The sequence below is a fragment of the Nocardia arseniciresistens genome (assembly GCF_046764875.1).
In the GTDB taxonomy this organism is placed as follows: Bacteria; Actinomycetota; Actinomycetes; order Mycobacteriales; family Mycobacteriaceae; genus Nocardia; species Nocardia arseniciresistens.
In genome coordinates this window covers 44,785-60,411 of the sequence record NZ_JBKORD010000021.1, presented here as the reverse complement: position 1 = coordinate 60,411, position 15,627 = coordinate 44,785, and the positions used below count along the sequence as shown (strand labels likewise).

Annotated in this window: 8 protein-coding genes and 1 tRNA gene; 6 read left to right on the top strand and 3 right to left on the bottom strand. The window is 67.8% G+C overall.

Features of this window, described 5'->3' with window-relative positions; genetic code table 11:
• Positions 1-2: 2 nt before the first annotated feature.
• Positions 3-1,688 (bottom strand): AMP-binding protein, encoded by a 1,686-nt coding sequence (locus ACLMAJ_RS32285; protein ID WP_412017660.1) that lies wholly within the window; start codon positions 1,686-1,688, stop codon positions 3-5.
• Positions 1,689-1,791: 103 nt separating this feature from the next.
• Entirely contained in the window at positions 1,792-2,196 is a 405-nt protein-coding gene (locus ACLMAJ_RS32280) for a RidA family protein (RefSeq protein ID WP_412017659.1), read from the bottom strand.
• 145 nt (positions 2,197-2,341) lie between these two features.
• On the opposite strand from ACLMAJ_RS32280, the gene ACLMAJ_RS32275 reads away from it, so the two are divergent.
• From ACLMAJ_RS32275 to ACLMAJ_RS32260, 4 genes are all read left to right on the top strand, one after another.
• The gene (locus tag ACLMAJ_RS32275; RefSeq protein ID WP_412017658.1) at positions 2,342-3,217 is read left to right on the top strand and encodes a fumarylacetoacetate hydrolase family protein; all 876 of its coding nucleotides are present in this window, start codon (positions 2,342-2,344) and stop codon (positions 3,215-3,217) included.
• On the top strand, positions 3,214-3,645 hold the full coding sequence (locus tag ACLMAJ_RS32270; protein WP_412017657.1) for a cupin domain-containing protein: 432 nt from the start codon (positions 3,214-3,216) through the stop codon (positions 3,643-3,645). Before ACLMAJ_RS32275 ends, ACLMAJ_RS32270 begins: the two co-directional genes overlap by 4 nt.
• Entirely contained in the window at positions 3,642-4,544 is a 903-nt protein-coding gene (locus ACLMAJ_RS32265) for an acyl-CoA thioesterase (protein WP_412017656.1), read from the top strand. Before ACLMAJ_RS32270 ends, ACLMAJ_RS32265 begins: the two co-directional genes overlap by 4 nt.
• Before the next feature lie 75 nt (positions 4,545-4,619).
• The gene (locus ACLMAJ_RS32260) at positions 4,620-4,832 is read left to right on the top strand and encodes a hypothetical protein (RefSeq protein ID WP_412017655.1); all 213 of its coding nucleotides are present in this window, start codon (positions 4,620-4,622) and stop codon (positions 4,830-4,832) included.
• Positions 4,833-5,126: 294 nt separating this feature from the next.
• Here the strand turns inward: ACLMAJ_RS32260 and ACLMAJ_RS32255 are convergent.
• Positions 5,127-5,208 (bottom strand) — tRNA-Leu (locus ACLMAJ_RS32255).
• A gap of 388 nt (positions 5,209-5,596) precedes the next feature.
• On the opposite strand from ACLMAJ_RS32255, the gene ACLMAJ_RS32250 reads away from it, so the two are divergent.
• Positions 5,597-14,956: a fatty acid synthase subunit beta domain-containing protein gene (locus tag ACLMAJ_RS32250; RefSeq protein ID WP_412017654.1), complete on the top strand. Its 9,360-nt coding sequence runs from the start codon at positions 5,597-5,599 to the stop codon at positions 14,954-14,956.
• Between the two features lie 11 nt (positions 14,957-14,967).
• Complete coding sequence (gene acpS, locus ACLMAJ_RS32245) at positions 14,968-15,405, top strand: holo-ACP synthase AcpS (RefSeq protein WP_412017653.1); 438 nt, start codon at positions 14,968-14,970, stop codon at positions 15,403-15,405.
• Positions 15,406-15,627: the final 222 nt, after the last annotated feature.

Below are 15,627 nucleotides of genomic sequence, written 5' to 3'. Positions count from 1 at the left end.
GTCTACTTTCGTCCGGGAACGCGCAGGGGTTGGTCTGTCTCGGTGTGCGCCGACCGCATGGCGGTCACCGTGTCGCCGAGCAACAGTTGGCGCACCTTGAATCGCTGGAGCTTGCCGCTGTCGGTGCGCGGCAGAGCATCGACGAACGTGATGCCGCGCGGGTACTTGTACGGCGCGGCCGCGCGCTTGGCGAAGGTTTGGATTTCGGCGATTTTCGCGGCGTCGCCGCGGACGCCGGGCCTGAGCACGATCGCGGCGTGCACGATGGTGCCGCGCTCGGGATCGGGCAGCCCGACCACCGCGCATTCCGCGACATCCGGGTGACCGTCGAGCACGCTCTCGACCTCGGGCGCGCCGATGTTGTACCCCGACGAGACGATCATGTCGTCGCTACGGCCGTGATACCAGAAGTGACCGTCGGAGTCGCGAGTGTAGGTGTCTCCGGTCATATTCCAGCCGTTGCGGACGTAGGAGCGCTGGCGCGCGTCGGCGAGGTAGCGGCATCCGGTCGGCCCCTTGACCGCAAGGGCACCGGGCGTGCCGTCCGGAACGGGATTACCACTCGCGTCCTGGATCTCGGCCCGGAAGCCAGGCACTTCCTTCCCTGTCGAGCCAGGTCGGATGTCGCTCTCGGCAGCGGAAATGAACACATGGAGCAGTTCGGTGCCGCCGATACCGTCGATGATCCGCAGCCCGGTTGCCTCGAAGAACGCGGCGGAGACCGACACGGGTAGATGTTCGCCCGCGGACACACACCGGCGCAGTGACGACAGCCGGTCGGTGAGCTCGTCGCGCAGCAGGGCACGGTAGGCCGTCGGCGCCGTGAAAAGCACTGTCGCCGAGTTCTTGTGTATCGCCTCAGCGAGATCGGCCTGGGTCGGCTTCTCCACCAAGACCGTCGATGCGCCGACGCGCATCGGGAAGATCACCAACCCACCGAGACCGAACGTGAACGCGATCGGCGGGGTCCCGACGAAGATGTCGTCGCGCCGCGGAGCGACCACGTGCGCGGAGAACGTGTCGGCGATCGCGAGGACATCGCGGTGAAAGTGCATGGTGGCCTTGGGCGCACCGGTCGTACCCGAGGTGGGAGCCAGTAACACGACGTCGTCCGCAGCGGTGTCGACGGCGGCGAAGCCCCCCGGATACTGGGCGGCGCGCGCACCCAGATCGCCGGGCCCTGCCGCACCGAAGCTGACCACCGGAAGTTTGAAATCAGCTGCGACCGTATCAATTTCGTCTCGGAACCGATGGTCGCACAGCGCTGCGGCCGGCTTGGTGAGGCTGACCAGTTTCGTCAGCTCCACCGCACGCAGCAGTGGCATGGTGGTGACAACGACCGCACCGGCCTTGACGACAGCAAGCCAGCAGGCGACCAACCATGCGGTGTTCGGGCCGCGCAGCAGAACGCGGTTGCCGGTAACGATCGCGAGCTCCTCGACGAGGACTCGCGCGATCCGGTCGACCAGGTCGAGAACTTCACCGTAGGTCCAGGTGCGGTCGGCGTCGATCAGGCACGGGTGGTCGGGTCCGAACCGCTCGATGGTGCGATCGAGCAGCTCGACCGCGCAGTTCAGCCGGTCCGGGTAGCGCAGCGCGGGCAGGTCGGTGACGAATTCCGGCCAGTGCTCCGCGGGCGGAAGGTTGTCCCGGCAGAAGGTATCGATGTGGGCTGACATGGTGAGCATGGAGATGACCTCTCGGGAGGCGTCGGACGGTGCACGCCAAAGCACGGGAATCGACCACGCACGGCACCGTCCGCTGAGGTGGGCCCGCGCCTGGCCGAGGAGTTCATTCAGGTGAGGCGACAACCGCGTCGCCGGAAACCATGGCAACGCCCTGGATCTCGATCAGAGCCTCCGGCTGCCACAGTGCGGTGACGCCGATCCCCGCCATGGCGGGATAGTTCGGGCCGGCCAGCTCACGCCAGATGTCGCCGATTTCGGTGCCGTGGCGCTGATAGTCGGGGATGTCGACCAGATAGATCGTCACCGACGTGAGATCGGACGGACTCCCGCCCGCTGATTCCAGTGCGGCGATGACATTTCCGAATGCCTGCCTGAATTGTTCGACGATGCCGCCCAACACGATTCGGCCGCTCGCATCGAGGGCGGTCTGACCGGCGAGGAACACCAGCTCGCCCGCTCTGCTCGCGTGCGAGAAGCCGGACGGTCTCGGCAAAGACGGGGGATTCATGTGACGTACGCGCACGGTCGACCTCATTCTCCGGCTACGGCGCACTCGACGATCGACGAGCGCTTGCCAGACTGAACATATGTCGCTAGCGTGACGCTCGTCAATAGAAAGCAACAAATTCAGACGACAAGCTGTCGGAGGCACGATGCACCTGGCCACATTCCCGACCACGACCGGCGCGTCCACTGTGGTGTGCGTCGAAGCGGACCGCCGCCAGCCTCTCGACGCGCCCGATGTCGCCGCGTATCTACGGATGCGCGCGGCAGGCAAGAGTCCGTCGCCGACCACGGCTGTCCTCGACGAAACCGCCGGGCCGCTCGCCGTGGTCACCACGCCGACCAAAGTGATCTGCTGCGGTCACAACTACCGCGCGCATATCACCGAGATGGGGCGCGGCGTCCCCGTTCACCCCACCTTGTTCACCAAGTTCGCCGACACCCTCACCGGCGCTCGCTCGGAAATCGCGATACCGGGGAACACGGCCGACGCGATCGACTGGGAGGCCGAACTCGCCGTCGTGGTCGGCGCGGACTTGTATCAGGCCGATGCCGCCACCGCGCGAGCGGCGATCGCAGGCTACTGCGTCGCCAACGATGTGTCGGTCCGGTCGTGGCAGCACCACACACCACAGTGGTTGCCTGGCAAGGCATTCGATGCCACCACCCCGATCGGCCCGGTGCTCGTCACCGCCGATGAAATCGACCCCGCCGACGGGTTGCGCATCACCTGTCGCGTCGACGGCGTGATCCGCCAGCGTTCGACCACCGACGACCTGCTGTTCGACGCTCCGACTCTGCTTTCCTACATCTCCATGTTCACCACGCTCCGGCCCGGCGACGTCGTCCTCACCGGGACGCCCGGCGGCGTGGGTGCGGCCGCGACACCGCCGGAGTATCTCCACGACGGCTCCATTGTGGAGACCGAGATCGAAGGTATCGGCCTGCTACGCAACACCATCACCATTTCCGCTCGCACCTGTTCCACGAGCGGTGTCACCCCATTCGAGAGAGAACTGCGATGACCGACAACACCCCAGCCGTCCCGCTCGTCACCCGCACCGGTCACGAGTACGCGGACACAGCACAGTCCGGCGGCGCCGTCCGCGTTTCCGGCGTGAGCCCGCAGCACACCCCCGCCACCAGGATCTGGTACGGCAAGGTCACCAACGAACCCGGTTACCGCTCGTTGCCACACCACCATGGCGAGGCCGAAACCGGTGGGTATGTGCTCACCGGTGTCGCTCGGATCTACTTCGGCGACGGGTACAGCCAGTACGTCGATATGAGCGCGGGTGATTTCGTTTTCGTTCCACCGTTCATGCCGCACATCGAGGTCAATATGTCGACCACCGCGGAACTCGTCTGGCTCACCTGCAGGACTCCGGACAACATCGTGGTCAACCTCGATGACGTGGACGACAGCCTCCTCACCGGGTACCGCCGCGCATGAACGTCCACGCCGCCGCCGCGGCAGGAAACAGCGGCAATTACGACACCAGCGCCGGATTACTGGCGTCGCTGTCCTTGACCGCGAGCGGACCCGACGAATTCACCGCCGGACACCAACACATACCGTCCGGTCGCGCCTACGGCGGCGAACTCCTCGCTCAGGCAGTGGCTGCCATCGGACGCACCGTGGACCCGGACTGGGTCGTCCATTCCATTCACGGGTACTTCGTCAGCGCCGCGGATGTCGTACATCCCAGCACCTATTCGGTCGAACGCGTGCGCGACGGCCGGTCATTCGCGGTCCGCGCAGTCGTAGGTCGACAAGGTGATCGAGAGACATTTCGGGCGACCGCCTCGTGCCGCCGGGGCACGGCTCGGACAGATCAACGCAACCACGCCGCGATGCCACCCGAACTGCCCGATCCCGAGACGCTCGCCACCTCGGCGGTGGCCGTGACCGGCACCGCCGTCCGGGACACCGACTACTGGGCACACGGACGCAACTTCGATCTGCGCCATGTCGAACAGCCCGTATATACCAAGACCGCGCGCCACCGGGCGGCGACGCAAACGGTGTGGGTCCGCGCCTTCGACCGGCTGCCCGACGAACCGAGACTCCACCGCGAGGCGCTCGCCTATATCTGTGACTACACCCTGCTCGAGCCCGTCCTCCGCCGCCACGGAGTGACCTGGTCCGATGCGGGCTTGATGACCGCCAGCCTCGACCACGCGATGTGGTTCCACGCCGATGGCCGCGCCGACGAATGGATCGCCATCGTGCAGGAGGCACCGCATTTCGGTGACGATCTCGGTAGCACCCGAGCCGCGCTGTTCACTCGTGACGGTCAGCTGCTCGCGTCGATAGCGCAACAGGGCCTGGTCCGTCTCCCCCGCGAGTGAATGCGATGAACAGAGTGTCGCTAATCGGACGGCACTGACCGGACACGACAGAAGCCCCCATGATGTTGGAGGCTTATGCCAGTGCAGGGCGGTGAACCGGTCTTTGGCTATCCGATAGGGCACCCGGAAGTAGCTGCCGTCGGTGACTTCGGTGCCACCATCAGGTGCGGGGTAGGCGAGCAGGATCCCGTGGTCCCCGCACTGGACGGCAAGTCGGGTTCCGGGTGCCCAGGCAAGCTCGCTCAGTACGTGCCGGTCGCTGATCCGTCCCGCCTCGCCGACCGTTGACGTGCCGTATGCGGCATCAGGGTTGGCCAACCGAACAGTTTGCTGCGAGGGGAGTGGACCGTGGATCAGCTCCTGTAATGGGGCTTGCGGTGAGATAACGGGCGGAATCATCGAAACCACCTACGCGCCCACCCCTTTGGCGGGTAGTCTCCTCCGCGCGCCACCAATAGAGCGTCTTCTGGCAGATGCGCCAGAATTATCCGCAGCACAGCATCGATAGCCACAGGTCAACCCCCGTGTTCGAGTGCGCTCGAACACGGGGCCGTTGGATGTGGCAGATTTGCCACGCTTTTGTGCGCGAGAGGGGACTTGAACCCCTACGTCCGTGGACACCAGAACCTAAATCTGGCGCGTCTGCCAATTTCGCCACTCGCGCGTGCTGGTACGACCGTCCAAAGACTACCGGGCTTGACCGCGATCGCGAAGCTCCCCCCGGGCGTGGCGTACTCGCCGGTAACCCCACCTGGGACTATAACGATTAAGTAACGGACAACATGAGGAGCGCTCATGTTTCCTACGGGTTAGTAACCGAGTGGACCAGCGGGTTCAAACATGAGGGCGGGTCATGTTTCCGGATATTCTGGTACGGGAGTCCATAAATACTCGACAGTAGAGAGGCGAGTGAGGGGCAAACGTGAGGATTTCCTCATGATTTTGTGCCATCCTCGGCCTTATCAAGCCCATCAGTTGAGGAACGTCGGCCCACCGGAGGGAGCGGCGTGTCCCGCTAGGGCATGTCGCCAGGAGAAGGAAGTCGAAGCGCCTTGACGATCAACGAAAGCACCGAAACCGGGACCGGAAAAAGCGCGAAGGCGGTCGCCGCCGCCAAGGCGGGCGGGCCGCGGTCCCCGCTGCTGGATCGTTTGCTCGATGGCACACCCTACGCGCTGGCCTTTGGTGGCCAAGGCGCGCAGTGGCTGCGTGAGCTCGAGGAGATCGGGCGCGATAGCGCGCTGGAGCCGGAGTTGACCGCGCTGGTCAACGAGGCGGCCGCGCTGCTGGAGCCCGTTGCCGCGCAACTGCTCGTGGTGCGACCGGTCGGGTTTGATCCCATCGGCTGGATGCTCGAGGACGAGCTCGTCGACGGTGACGAAGGAGAGGCCTCCGCGGCCCCCTCGGAGCAGGTGTTGCGCTCGGCCGTGGTGTCTATGCCGGGCGTGTTGCTGACGCAGCTCGCCGCGATGCGCGCGCTGCGGTTGCAGGGACTGAATCCGGTCGAGCAGGCGCCGGTGGCCATCGTCGGTCATTCGCAGGGTCGGCTTGCCGCGACCGCGGTCGAGAACGGCGGTGAGCGTGACGCCGAGCTGCTGGCGATCGCGCAATTGATCGGTGCCGCTGCGGGTTTGGTCGCGCGGCGACGTGGGCTGATGCCGGTGGGCGAGCGCTCGCCGATGGTCGCGGTGTCGAATGTGGACCCCGAGCAGCTGCGCGCGGTGGTGGCCGAGGTGTCCGAAGGCGTGGATCCGGCCGCGGCTGTGGTGGTTTCGATTCGTAACGGGCGTCGCAGGGCGGTGCTGTCCGGTACCCCGACCCAGCTGGAGCGGGTGCGGGTGCGCTGCGCGCAGATGCACGACGCGCAGTCACGCGAGCGTGACTCGAAGACTCGCGGTGGTGCGGTGTTCGCGCCGGTCTTCGAGGACGTCGCCGTCGATGTCGCGTTCCATCACCCGGCATTGGCCGACACCGTGGATCTGGTGGCCGGATGGGCCGGCCAGTGCGGTATCGATGCGGCACTCGCCGGTGCGCTGGCGCAGGAGATCCTGGTCGACCCGATCGATTGGGTCGAGACCGTGGATGGTGTTGTCACCGCCGGCGCACAATGGATTCTGGACCTCGGCCCCGGCGATCTGCTCAGCAGGCTCACCGGCGGCTCGCTCAAGGGCACCGGTGTCGGCACCGTCGCGGCCGCGACTCGCGCCGGTCAGCGTGAACTGCTGACCCCGGGCGCCGCCCGCGAGGTGGCGGCACCCTGGACGGCGTTCGCGCCGCGTCCGGTGCGACTGCCCAACGGGCGCATCGTGCTCGAGACCGCGTTCACCAAACTGACCGGCCGCTCGCCGATCCTGCTCGCCGGTATGACGCCGACCACTGTCGACGCCAAAATCGTTGCGGCGGCGGCGAATGCGGGCCACTGGGCGGAGCTCGCCGGTGGCGGCCAGGTGACCGAGCAGATCTTCGCCGACCGAGTGGCCGAGCTGAAGACGCTGTTGCACCCGGGCCGCTCGGTGCAGTTCAACTCGCTGTTCCTCGACCCGTACCTGTGGAAGCTACAGCTGGGCGGCAAGCGCCTTGTACAGAAGGCCCGCGCCGCCGGTGCGCCTTTCGACGGCGTCATCGTCACCGCCGGTATCCCCGAGCTCGAGGAAGCCGTCGCGCTCATCGAGGAGCTGACCGAGGTCGGCATCTCCCACGTGGCATTCAAGCCTGGCACCGTGGCCCAGATCCGCGCGGTGCTTCGCATCGCCGACGAGGTGCCGACCTACCCGGTGATCATGCACATCGAGGGCGGCCGCGCCGGCGGACACCACTCTTGGGAAGACCTGGACGACCTGCTGCTCGCCACCTATGCCGAGCTGCGCAACCGCGACAATGTGGTGATCTGCGTCGGCGGCGGCATCGGAACGCCCGAGCGTGCCACCGAGTACCTGACCGGCGAATGGGCGGTGCCACACGGCTATCCGGTGATGCCACTGGACGGCGTGCTGATCGGCACCGCGGCGATGGCGACGCTGGAGGCCACCACCGCTCCCGAGGTGAAGCAGCTGCTCGTCGACACCCCCGGCACCCCGGACTGGGTCGGCGCGGGCACCGCGAACGGCGGAATGGCCTCGGGTCGTAGCCAATTGGGCGCGGACATCCACGAGATCGACAATGCGGCCTCGCGTACCGGCCGTCTGCTCGACGAGGTCGCAGGCGACGCCGACGCGGTCGCTGAGCGCCGCGAGGAGATCATCGCGGCCCTGAATTCCACGGCCAAGCCGTACTTCGGCGACCTGACCACGATGACCTACCTCGACTGGCTCGAGCGCTACGTCGAGCTCGCGGTCGGTCTCGACCGTCGCAAGGACTTCGACTGCGGTAGTGATCTCGGCGAGGCCTTCCTCGACGCGACCAGCTCGGTGTGGCTGGACATCACCTGGCGTGATCGCTTCGCGGACATGTTGCGTCGCACCGAGTCTCGGCTCAACCCCGCCGATCGCGGCGAGATCGCGACCCTGTTCGTCGGTGACGATGCCTTCGAAAGCCCGGTCCAGGCGCTGTGCACGCTGAAGAAGGCGTACCCGCACGCGCAACAGACCATGCTGCATCCGGCCGATGTGCCGTTCTTCATCTCGCTGTGCAAGACGCCGGGCAAGCCGGTGAACTTCGTGCCCGTCGTCGACGGCGATGTGCGCCGCTGGTGGCGCTCGGATTCGCTGTGGCAGGCGCATGACGCGCGTTACTCGGCCGACCAGGTCTGCGTCATCCCCGGCACGGTGGCCGTCGCCGGTATCACCCGCGTCGACGAGCCGGTCGGCGAGCTGCTCGACCGGTTCGAGAAGGACGCGGCCTACTCGCTCATCCGTGCGGGTGTCGTGCCCGTCGCGATCGACGCGAGGCGTGTCGCGGGCGTGACCGCGGGCGCCATCGACACGGTGCTCGCCGCACCGGACGTCGAATGGTCGGGCCGCACTACCATCAACCCCGTTCACCGGCTCGGTGACCTCGCCGAATGGACCGTCGACGGCGAAGGCGCGCTGCACCCGCCGACCGGCGCGACCCTCGTCGCGACGACAGGGCCGGACATCGAGGATGCCTACCTCGAGCTGCGCGTACCACTGCTCGGTTCCGACGCCGTGCGCATTCGGATCACCGTGCCGGTCTCCACGTTCAACGGCGGCGCCCCCGTCATCACCGAGGCCGACGCCGATTCCGCTATGTCCGCGCTGCTCGCGGTCGCCGCGGGCCAGTCGCTGCCCGAGGTGAAGGGCAATGTCGCGCACCTCAATGTGGCGTGGACGCCCGACCTCATCGCCGATCACGCCGGAGTCACCGCCTCCGGCCTGCCGACGACGCTGAGCACGCTCGGCCGCACCGTTCCCGACGTGCTCGTCGGCGCCTGCTGGCCCGCCGTGTTCGCGGTGCTCGGCGCGGCGCGCAGCGCGTCGGGCGACAGTGTCATCGAGGGCATGCTCGACCTGGTCCACCTCGACCATCAGATCGCACTGATCGGCGAATTGCCTGCCGAGACAAGTGTTCTCGTGGTGCGTGCGGAGGCGGGCGAGACCCTCGACACCGACCTCGGGCGCGTCGTCGAGGTGCAGGTGAAGATCACCGGCATGCTCGACAAGCCCGAAACCGGGATGTCCTTGCCGACCGTAGCGACGCTCACCGAACGCTTCGCCATCCGCGGCCGCAACGGCGCGGGCGAGCTGACCGATCCGCCGCGCGCCGCGGGGGTGGTGTCCGACGCGGCCACCGACAGCCCGCGCAGGCGCCGCCGCGACGTGACGATGGTCGCGCCGCGCGCCATGCACGCCTTCGCCGCGGTCTCCGGTGACCACAACCCCATCCACACCAGCGACGCCGCGGCCAAGCTGGCCGGACTCGGCAGCCCGATCGTGCACGGCATGTGGCTCTCGGCCGCCGCGCAGCACGCGGTGTCGGCCCTCGATCCGTCGGCAACCGTGCCCGCACGGACCCTGACGGCATGGACCACCCGGTTCCTCGGCATGGTCCGTCCCGACGCGGAGATCGATGTGCGGGTCGAGCGGATCGCCGTCGACGCGGGTAGCGAGATCGTCGAGGTGTCCTGCCGGACCGATGGCAATCTGGTGATGACCGCGACCGGTCGCACCGCAGCGCCTAAGACCGTCTACGCCTTCCCGGGCCAGGGTATTCAGCGCAAGGGCATGGGGCTGGACGCCCGCGCCCGTTCCAAGGCCGCGAAGGAGATCTGGGAGCGTGCCGACAAGCACCTGCGTGCCGCGCTCGGTTTCTCGATCCTCGCGGTCGTTCGTGACAACCCGACCTACCTGAAGGCGCGCGGTGTCGAACACCGCCACCCGGACGGCGTACTGCACCTGACCCAGTTCACCCAGGTGGCGATGGCGGTGCTCGGTGTCGCCCAGGTCGCCGAGTTGCGCGAGGCAGGAGCCTTCGTCGAAGGCGCAATGCTGGCCGGACACTCGGTCGGCGAATACAACGCTCTCGCGGCGGTCGCGGGCGTGCTGCCGCTGGAGGCGGTGCTGGAGGTCGTCTTCCAGCGCGGTTCCGCCATGCACGAGCTGGTGCCGCGTGATGCGCAGGGCCGCAGCGACTACCGGATGGCCGCCATCCGCCCGTCGCAGATCGGGCTGCCCGACGACGAGGTCATCGGCTTCGTCTCCGGCATCGGCGAGCGGACCGGCGAGTTCCTCGAGGTCGTCAACCTGAACCTGCGCGGCTCGCAGTACGCGATCGCGGGCACCGTCGCCGGGCTGGAGGCGTTGGAGACCGAGATCGACCGCCGCCGCGCGGAATTCGGCGGTAAGCGCGCCTTCATTCTGGTGCCCGGTATCGACGTGCCGTTCCATTCCACGGTGCTGCGCGAGGGCGTTCCGGAGTTCCGGCAGAAGCTCGAGCAACTGCTGCCCGAGGACGTGCACCCGGAAATCCTTATCGGGCGCTACATTCCGAACCTGGTGCCCAAGCCGTTCTCGCTGGAGCGTGCCTTCGTCCAGGAGATCGCGGACCTGGTGCCCTCCGAGCCGCTCGCCGCGGTGCTCGCCGACTTCGACACCTGGGCGTCGCGGCCGACCGAGCTCTGCCGTGTGGTGCTGATCGAGCTGCTCGCCTGGCAGTTCGCCAGCCCGGTCCGCTGGATCGAAACTCAGGACCTGCTGTTCACCGACACCGCACACGGCGGTCTCGGCGTCGAGCGGTTCGTCGAGATCGGACTCGGCGCCACCCCGACGGTGGCGAACCTGGCCAGCCAGACGCTGAAGCTGCCCGCGTTCTCCACCGCGACGGTGGAGGTGCTCAACATCGAGCGCGAGGCAGGAGTCGTCTACGCGACCGACACCGATCCCGCACCCGCGGACGATCCCGTCGATGAGCCGACCGAATCCGCACCCGTCGCCGCTACTGCCGCGGCCGCGCCGGTCGCGGCGCCCGCGCCCAGCTCGGGTGGCCCGCGTCCGGACGACCTCACCTTCAGTGCGGCCGACGCCACCCGCGTGCTCATCGCGCTGTGGACCAAGCTGCGGCTGGATCAGATCGGCCCGGTCGACACCATCGAGGGTCTGTGCGACGGTGTCTCCTCTCGGCGTAACCAGCTGCTCGTCGACCTCGGCTCGGAGCTGTCACTCGGTGCCATCGACGGTGCGGCCGATGCCGACATGGGCGCGCTTTCCGTCACTGTCGAGCGCCTGGCTCGTACCTACAAGCCCTTCGGCTCCGTGCTTTCCGATTCCATCGGTGACCACCTGCGTAAGGTCTTCGGCCCGTCCGGCAAGCGGCCCGCCGCCATCGCCGAGCGCGTCAAGAAGGTCTGGGAGCTGGGCGACGGCTGGGCCAACCATGTGACCGCCGAAGTTTCGCTCGGCACCCGTGAGGGCGTCAGCGTGCGCGGCGGTGACCTCGGCGGACTGGTCTCCGGCGCGCTGAGCGATTCCGCATCGGTCGACGCGGCCATCGACGTCGCGGTGCAGGCCGTCGCGGCCCGTCGCGGTGTCGCGGTGTCGTTGCCGAGCGTGGGTGGCGGTGGCGGTGCCACGGTGGACGCGGCCGCACTCGGCGAGTTCACCGAGCAGATCACCGGGCGCGACGGCGTGCTCGCTACCGCCGCTCGGGTGGTGCTCGAGCAGCTCGGCCTTGCCGAAGAGGTTTCCGCGCCGGAGGCGAGCGACGATTCGCTTGTCGAGCTGGTGTCGGCGGAACTCGGCTCGGACTGGCCGCGGCTGGTCGCGCCGGCGTTCGACGCACGCAAGGCAGTGCTGATCGACGATCGCTGGGCCACCGCCCGCGAGGATCTCGCGAAGCTGTGGCTGCTCGATGACGCCGGCTCCGGCGAGGGTCCGGTCGTCGGATTCCTCGGTGCGGGCGAAGCCGTTGCCGCACAGGCGAACTGGTGGCGCGATCGGGCCAAGCACGAGGCACGCTCGGTGCTCGCCCGGCTGTACGAGCGCATTGCCGAAGCCGCGCTGAGTACCGAAGAGTCCGGCCTGTGGTCCTCGGACATCGCCGTGATCACCGGTGCGAGTAAGGGATCCATCGCGGCCTCGGTCACGGGGCGGCTGCTCGGTGGCGGAGCTACCGTCATCGTCACCACCTCCGGTCTGAACGACGCGCGGCTCGGCTTCTACCGGAAGCTGTACCGCGAGAACGCCAGGCACGGTGCCGCCCTGTGGGTTGTGCCCGCGAACATGGCCTCCTACCAGGACATCGACGCACTGATCGACTGGGTCGGCACCGAGCAGGTCGACAATGCGGGTGGCGCGAAGATCAAGACCAAGGACGCGATGACGCCGACTCTGCTGCTGCCGTTCGCGGCGCCGCGAGTGGCAGGCGACCTCGCCGACGCCGGTGCTCGCGCCGAAATGGAAATGCGCGTGCTGCTCTGGTCGGTGGAGAAGCTGATCGGCGGGCTGTCCAAGCTCGGCGCCGATCACGACGTCGACGCGAAACTGCATGTGGTGCTTCCCGGTTCGCCCAATCGCGGCCTGTTCGGCGGCGACGGCGCCTACGGCGAGTCCAAGGCGGCGCTCGACGCGATCGTGGCCAAATGGCGGGCCGAGAAGTCGTGGTCGGCACGAGTCACCCTGGTGCACGCCATGATCGGCTGGGTGCGCGGCACCGGTCTGATGGGCCACAACGACCCGATGGTCGAGGCGGTCGAAAAGGCCGGCGTGCAAACGTGGTCCACCGCGGAGATGGCCGACGAGCTGCTCAAGTGGTGCACCTCGCGGGCTCGTCAGGTGACCGTCACCGGCCCCCAGCAGCTCGACCTGACCGGTGGACTGGCTCGGGCCAAGCTCGACCTGCCCGCGCTTGCCAAACAGGCGCAGGAGGCCGCTGAGGCGGCGACCGACGAGGTCGACTCGACTGTCACCATCGCCGCGTTGCCCGCGCCGCCGACCATGACCTCGGCGCTGCCGGTGCCGGAATGGGGCGCTGTCACCGCCGATCTGGCCGATATGGTTGTCATCGTCGGTGCCGGCGAGCTCGGCCCGTACGGTTCCTCGCGCACTCGCTTCGAGATGGAGGTCGAGGACGAACTCTCGGCCGCGGGCGTCCTCGAGCTTGCCTGGAGCACCGGCATGGTCGGCTGGGAGAACGACCCCAAGCCCGGCTGGTACGACGCCGAAACCGGTGACTACGTGCCCGAATCCGAGCTGGCCGAGAAGTACCACGACGCGGTGGTCGCGCGCTGCGGCGTGCGCCGCTACGGCGACGACGGCGCCATGATCGACAACACCTCGCCGCTGATGACGTCGGTGTTCCTGGACAAGGACCTCTCGTTCACCGTCGGCACCGAGGCCGATGCCCGCTCCTTCCACGCCGCCGACCCCGAGCACACGGTGATCGTGCCGGTGCCGGAATCCGGCGACTGGACGGTGACCCGCAAGGCGGGCACCGAGATTCGGGTGCCGCGCAGGGCGAAGATCTCGCGGACCGTCGGTGGCCAGATCCCCACCGGCTGGGATCCGACCATCTGGGGCATCTCGGCCGATATGGCGAGCTCGGTGGATCGGGTGGCGCTGTGGAACATCGTCACCACGGTCGACGCGTTCATCAGTTCCGGGTTCAGCCCGGTCGAACTGATGCGCTGGGTGCACCCGTCGCTGGTGGCCAATACCCAGGGCACCGGCATGGGCGGCATGTCCGCGATGCGCTCGCTCTACATCGATTCGCTGCTCGGTGAGCCGACGCCGAACGACATCCTGCAGGAAGCGCTGCCGAATGTGGCACTGGCGCATGTGGTTCAGTCCTACGTGGGCAGCTACGGCGCGATGGTGCACCCGGTGGCCGCCTGCGCGACCGCCGCGGTATCGGTCGAGGAAGGCGTCGACAAGATCCGGCTCGGCAAAGCCGAACTGGTGGTCGCGGGCGGCTTCGACGATCTCGGCATCGAGGGCATCAAGGGCTTCGGTGACATGTCGGCGACCGCGGACTCGGCGGCCATGAGCGCGAAGGGCATCAGCGACAGGTACTTCTCCCGCGCCAACGACCGCCGTCGCGGCGGGTTCGTGGAATCGCAGGGTGGTGGCACCGTGCTGCTGGCCCGCGGTGACGTCGCGGTGCAGATGGGACTTCCCGTCCTCGGTGTCGTTGCGTGGGCGCAGTCCTTCGGCGACGGCGTGCACACCTCGATTCCGGCTCCCGGCCTCGGCGCGCTCGGTGCGGGCCGCGGTGGCAGGGAATCCCGGTTCGCCACCGAGCTGCGCAAGCTCGGCGTCGGTCCGGACGATATCGCGGTGGTCTCCAAGCACGACACCTCCACCGCGGCAAACGATCCCAACGAGTCCGAGCTGCACGAGCGGCTTGCCGACGCGATCGGTCGTTCGACGGGCGCACCGCTGTTCGTCGTCTCACAGAAGAGCCTGACCGGGCACGCCAAGGGCGGCGCGGCCGCGTTCCAGCTGATCGGCCTGTGCCAGGTGCTCGAGCAGGGTGTTGTTCCGCCCAACCGCAGCTTGGACTGCGTCGACGAGAAGATGCAGGCCTACCCGCACCTGGTGTGGGCGCGCGAGCCGCTGCGCTTCGGCGATCGGTTCCCGCTCAAGGCTGGTCTGGTGACCTCGCTCGGCTTCGGCCATGTATCGGGTCTGCTCGCGGTGGTGCACCCCGAGGCGTTCGTTCAGGCGATCGAGCCGGGACAGCGCGAGGAGTACCAGCGCAGGGCGCAGGAGCGGCAGCTCGCGGGTCGGCAGCGGTTCACCGAGGCCATGTGTGGTGGTGCCGCGCTGTACGAGCGGCCGGCCGATCGGCGCCTCGGCGCGGATGGCACGTCGTCCAAGCAGATTCGGCAGCTCGAGGCCGATGTACTGCTGTCGGCGGATGCCCGCCTCGCGGCCGACGGCACGTATCGCGCCGACGGCCGGGGCTGCAATACCGGTCAGGGTGCGGATGGTTCGCGCGCGGCCGGGCGCGCGGGGTCGTAGGCTTCGAACCTGTGACGATTCTCGGTATCGGCCTGGACTTGGTAACTATCTCCGAGTTCTCCGAACAGCTGCAAAGGTCCGGAACCACCATGGTCCGGGAAAGTTTTACCGCGGGTGAGCGACGCTACTGCGAGAGCAAGGGCACCGACCCCACTCGCAGTTACGCGGCACGGTGGGCGGCGAAGGAGGCGGTGCTCAAGGCTTGGGCATCGTCTCGGTTCGCCCGCCGCCCGCAGATCGGGGACAATCCGTACCCACTGATCGAGGTGGTCAACGACGCGTGGGGCAGGCCGAGCATCAAGCTGCACGGCCTCGCCGCCGAATTCCTGCCTCGGGTGAAGGTGCACCTGTCACTGACCCACGACGGCGACACCGCAGCGGCCATGGTGGTCCTGGAAGATCCCGGCGAACTCGCCGACGTCGGAGAGGGCCGCGAAGCGAACGCCTGATCTACCTGCACCCATGACGGAAGCAGCCGTCGTCGCTGGTCGGAGCGTCGGGGCGCATAGTTACTGACATCGACGGCCAAGGTGATCCGGCCGTGGTCATCGCGTGGTGGCGGCACTGCCGTCGCCACGGCCCCGTCGATGTCGCCAGCTGTCAATCCGTCGTACGTTTTGAAACTGACAGAAGCTTTGACGTTCGATACCGGCGTTCTCCGCCAGGCGTGA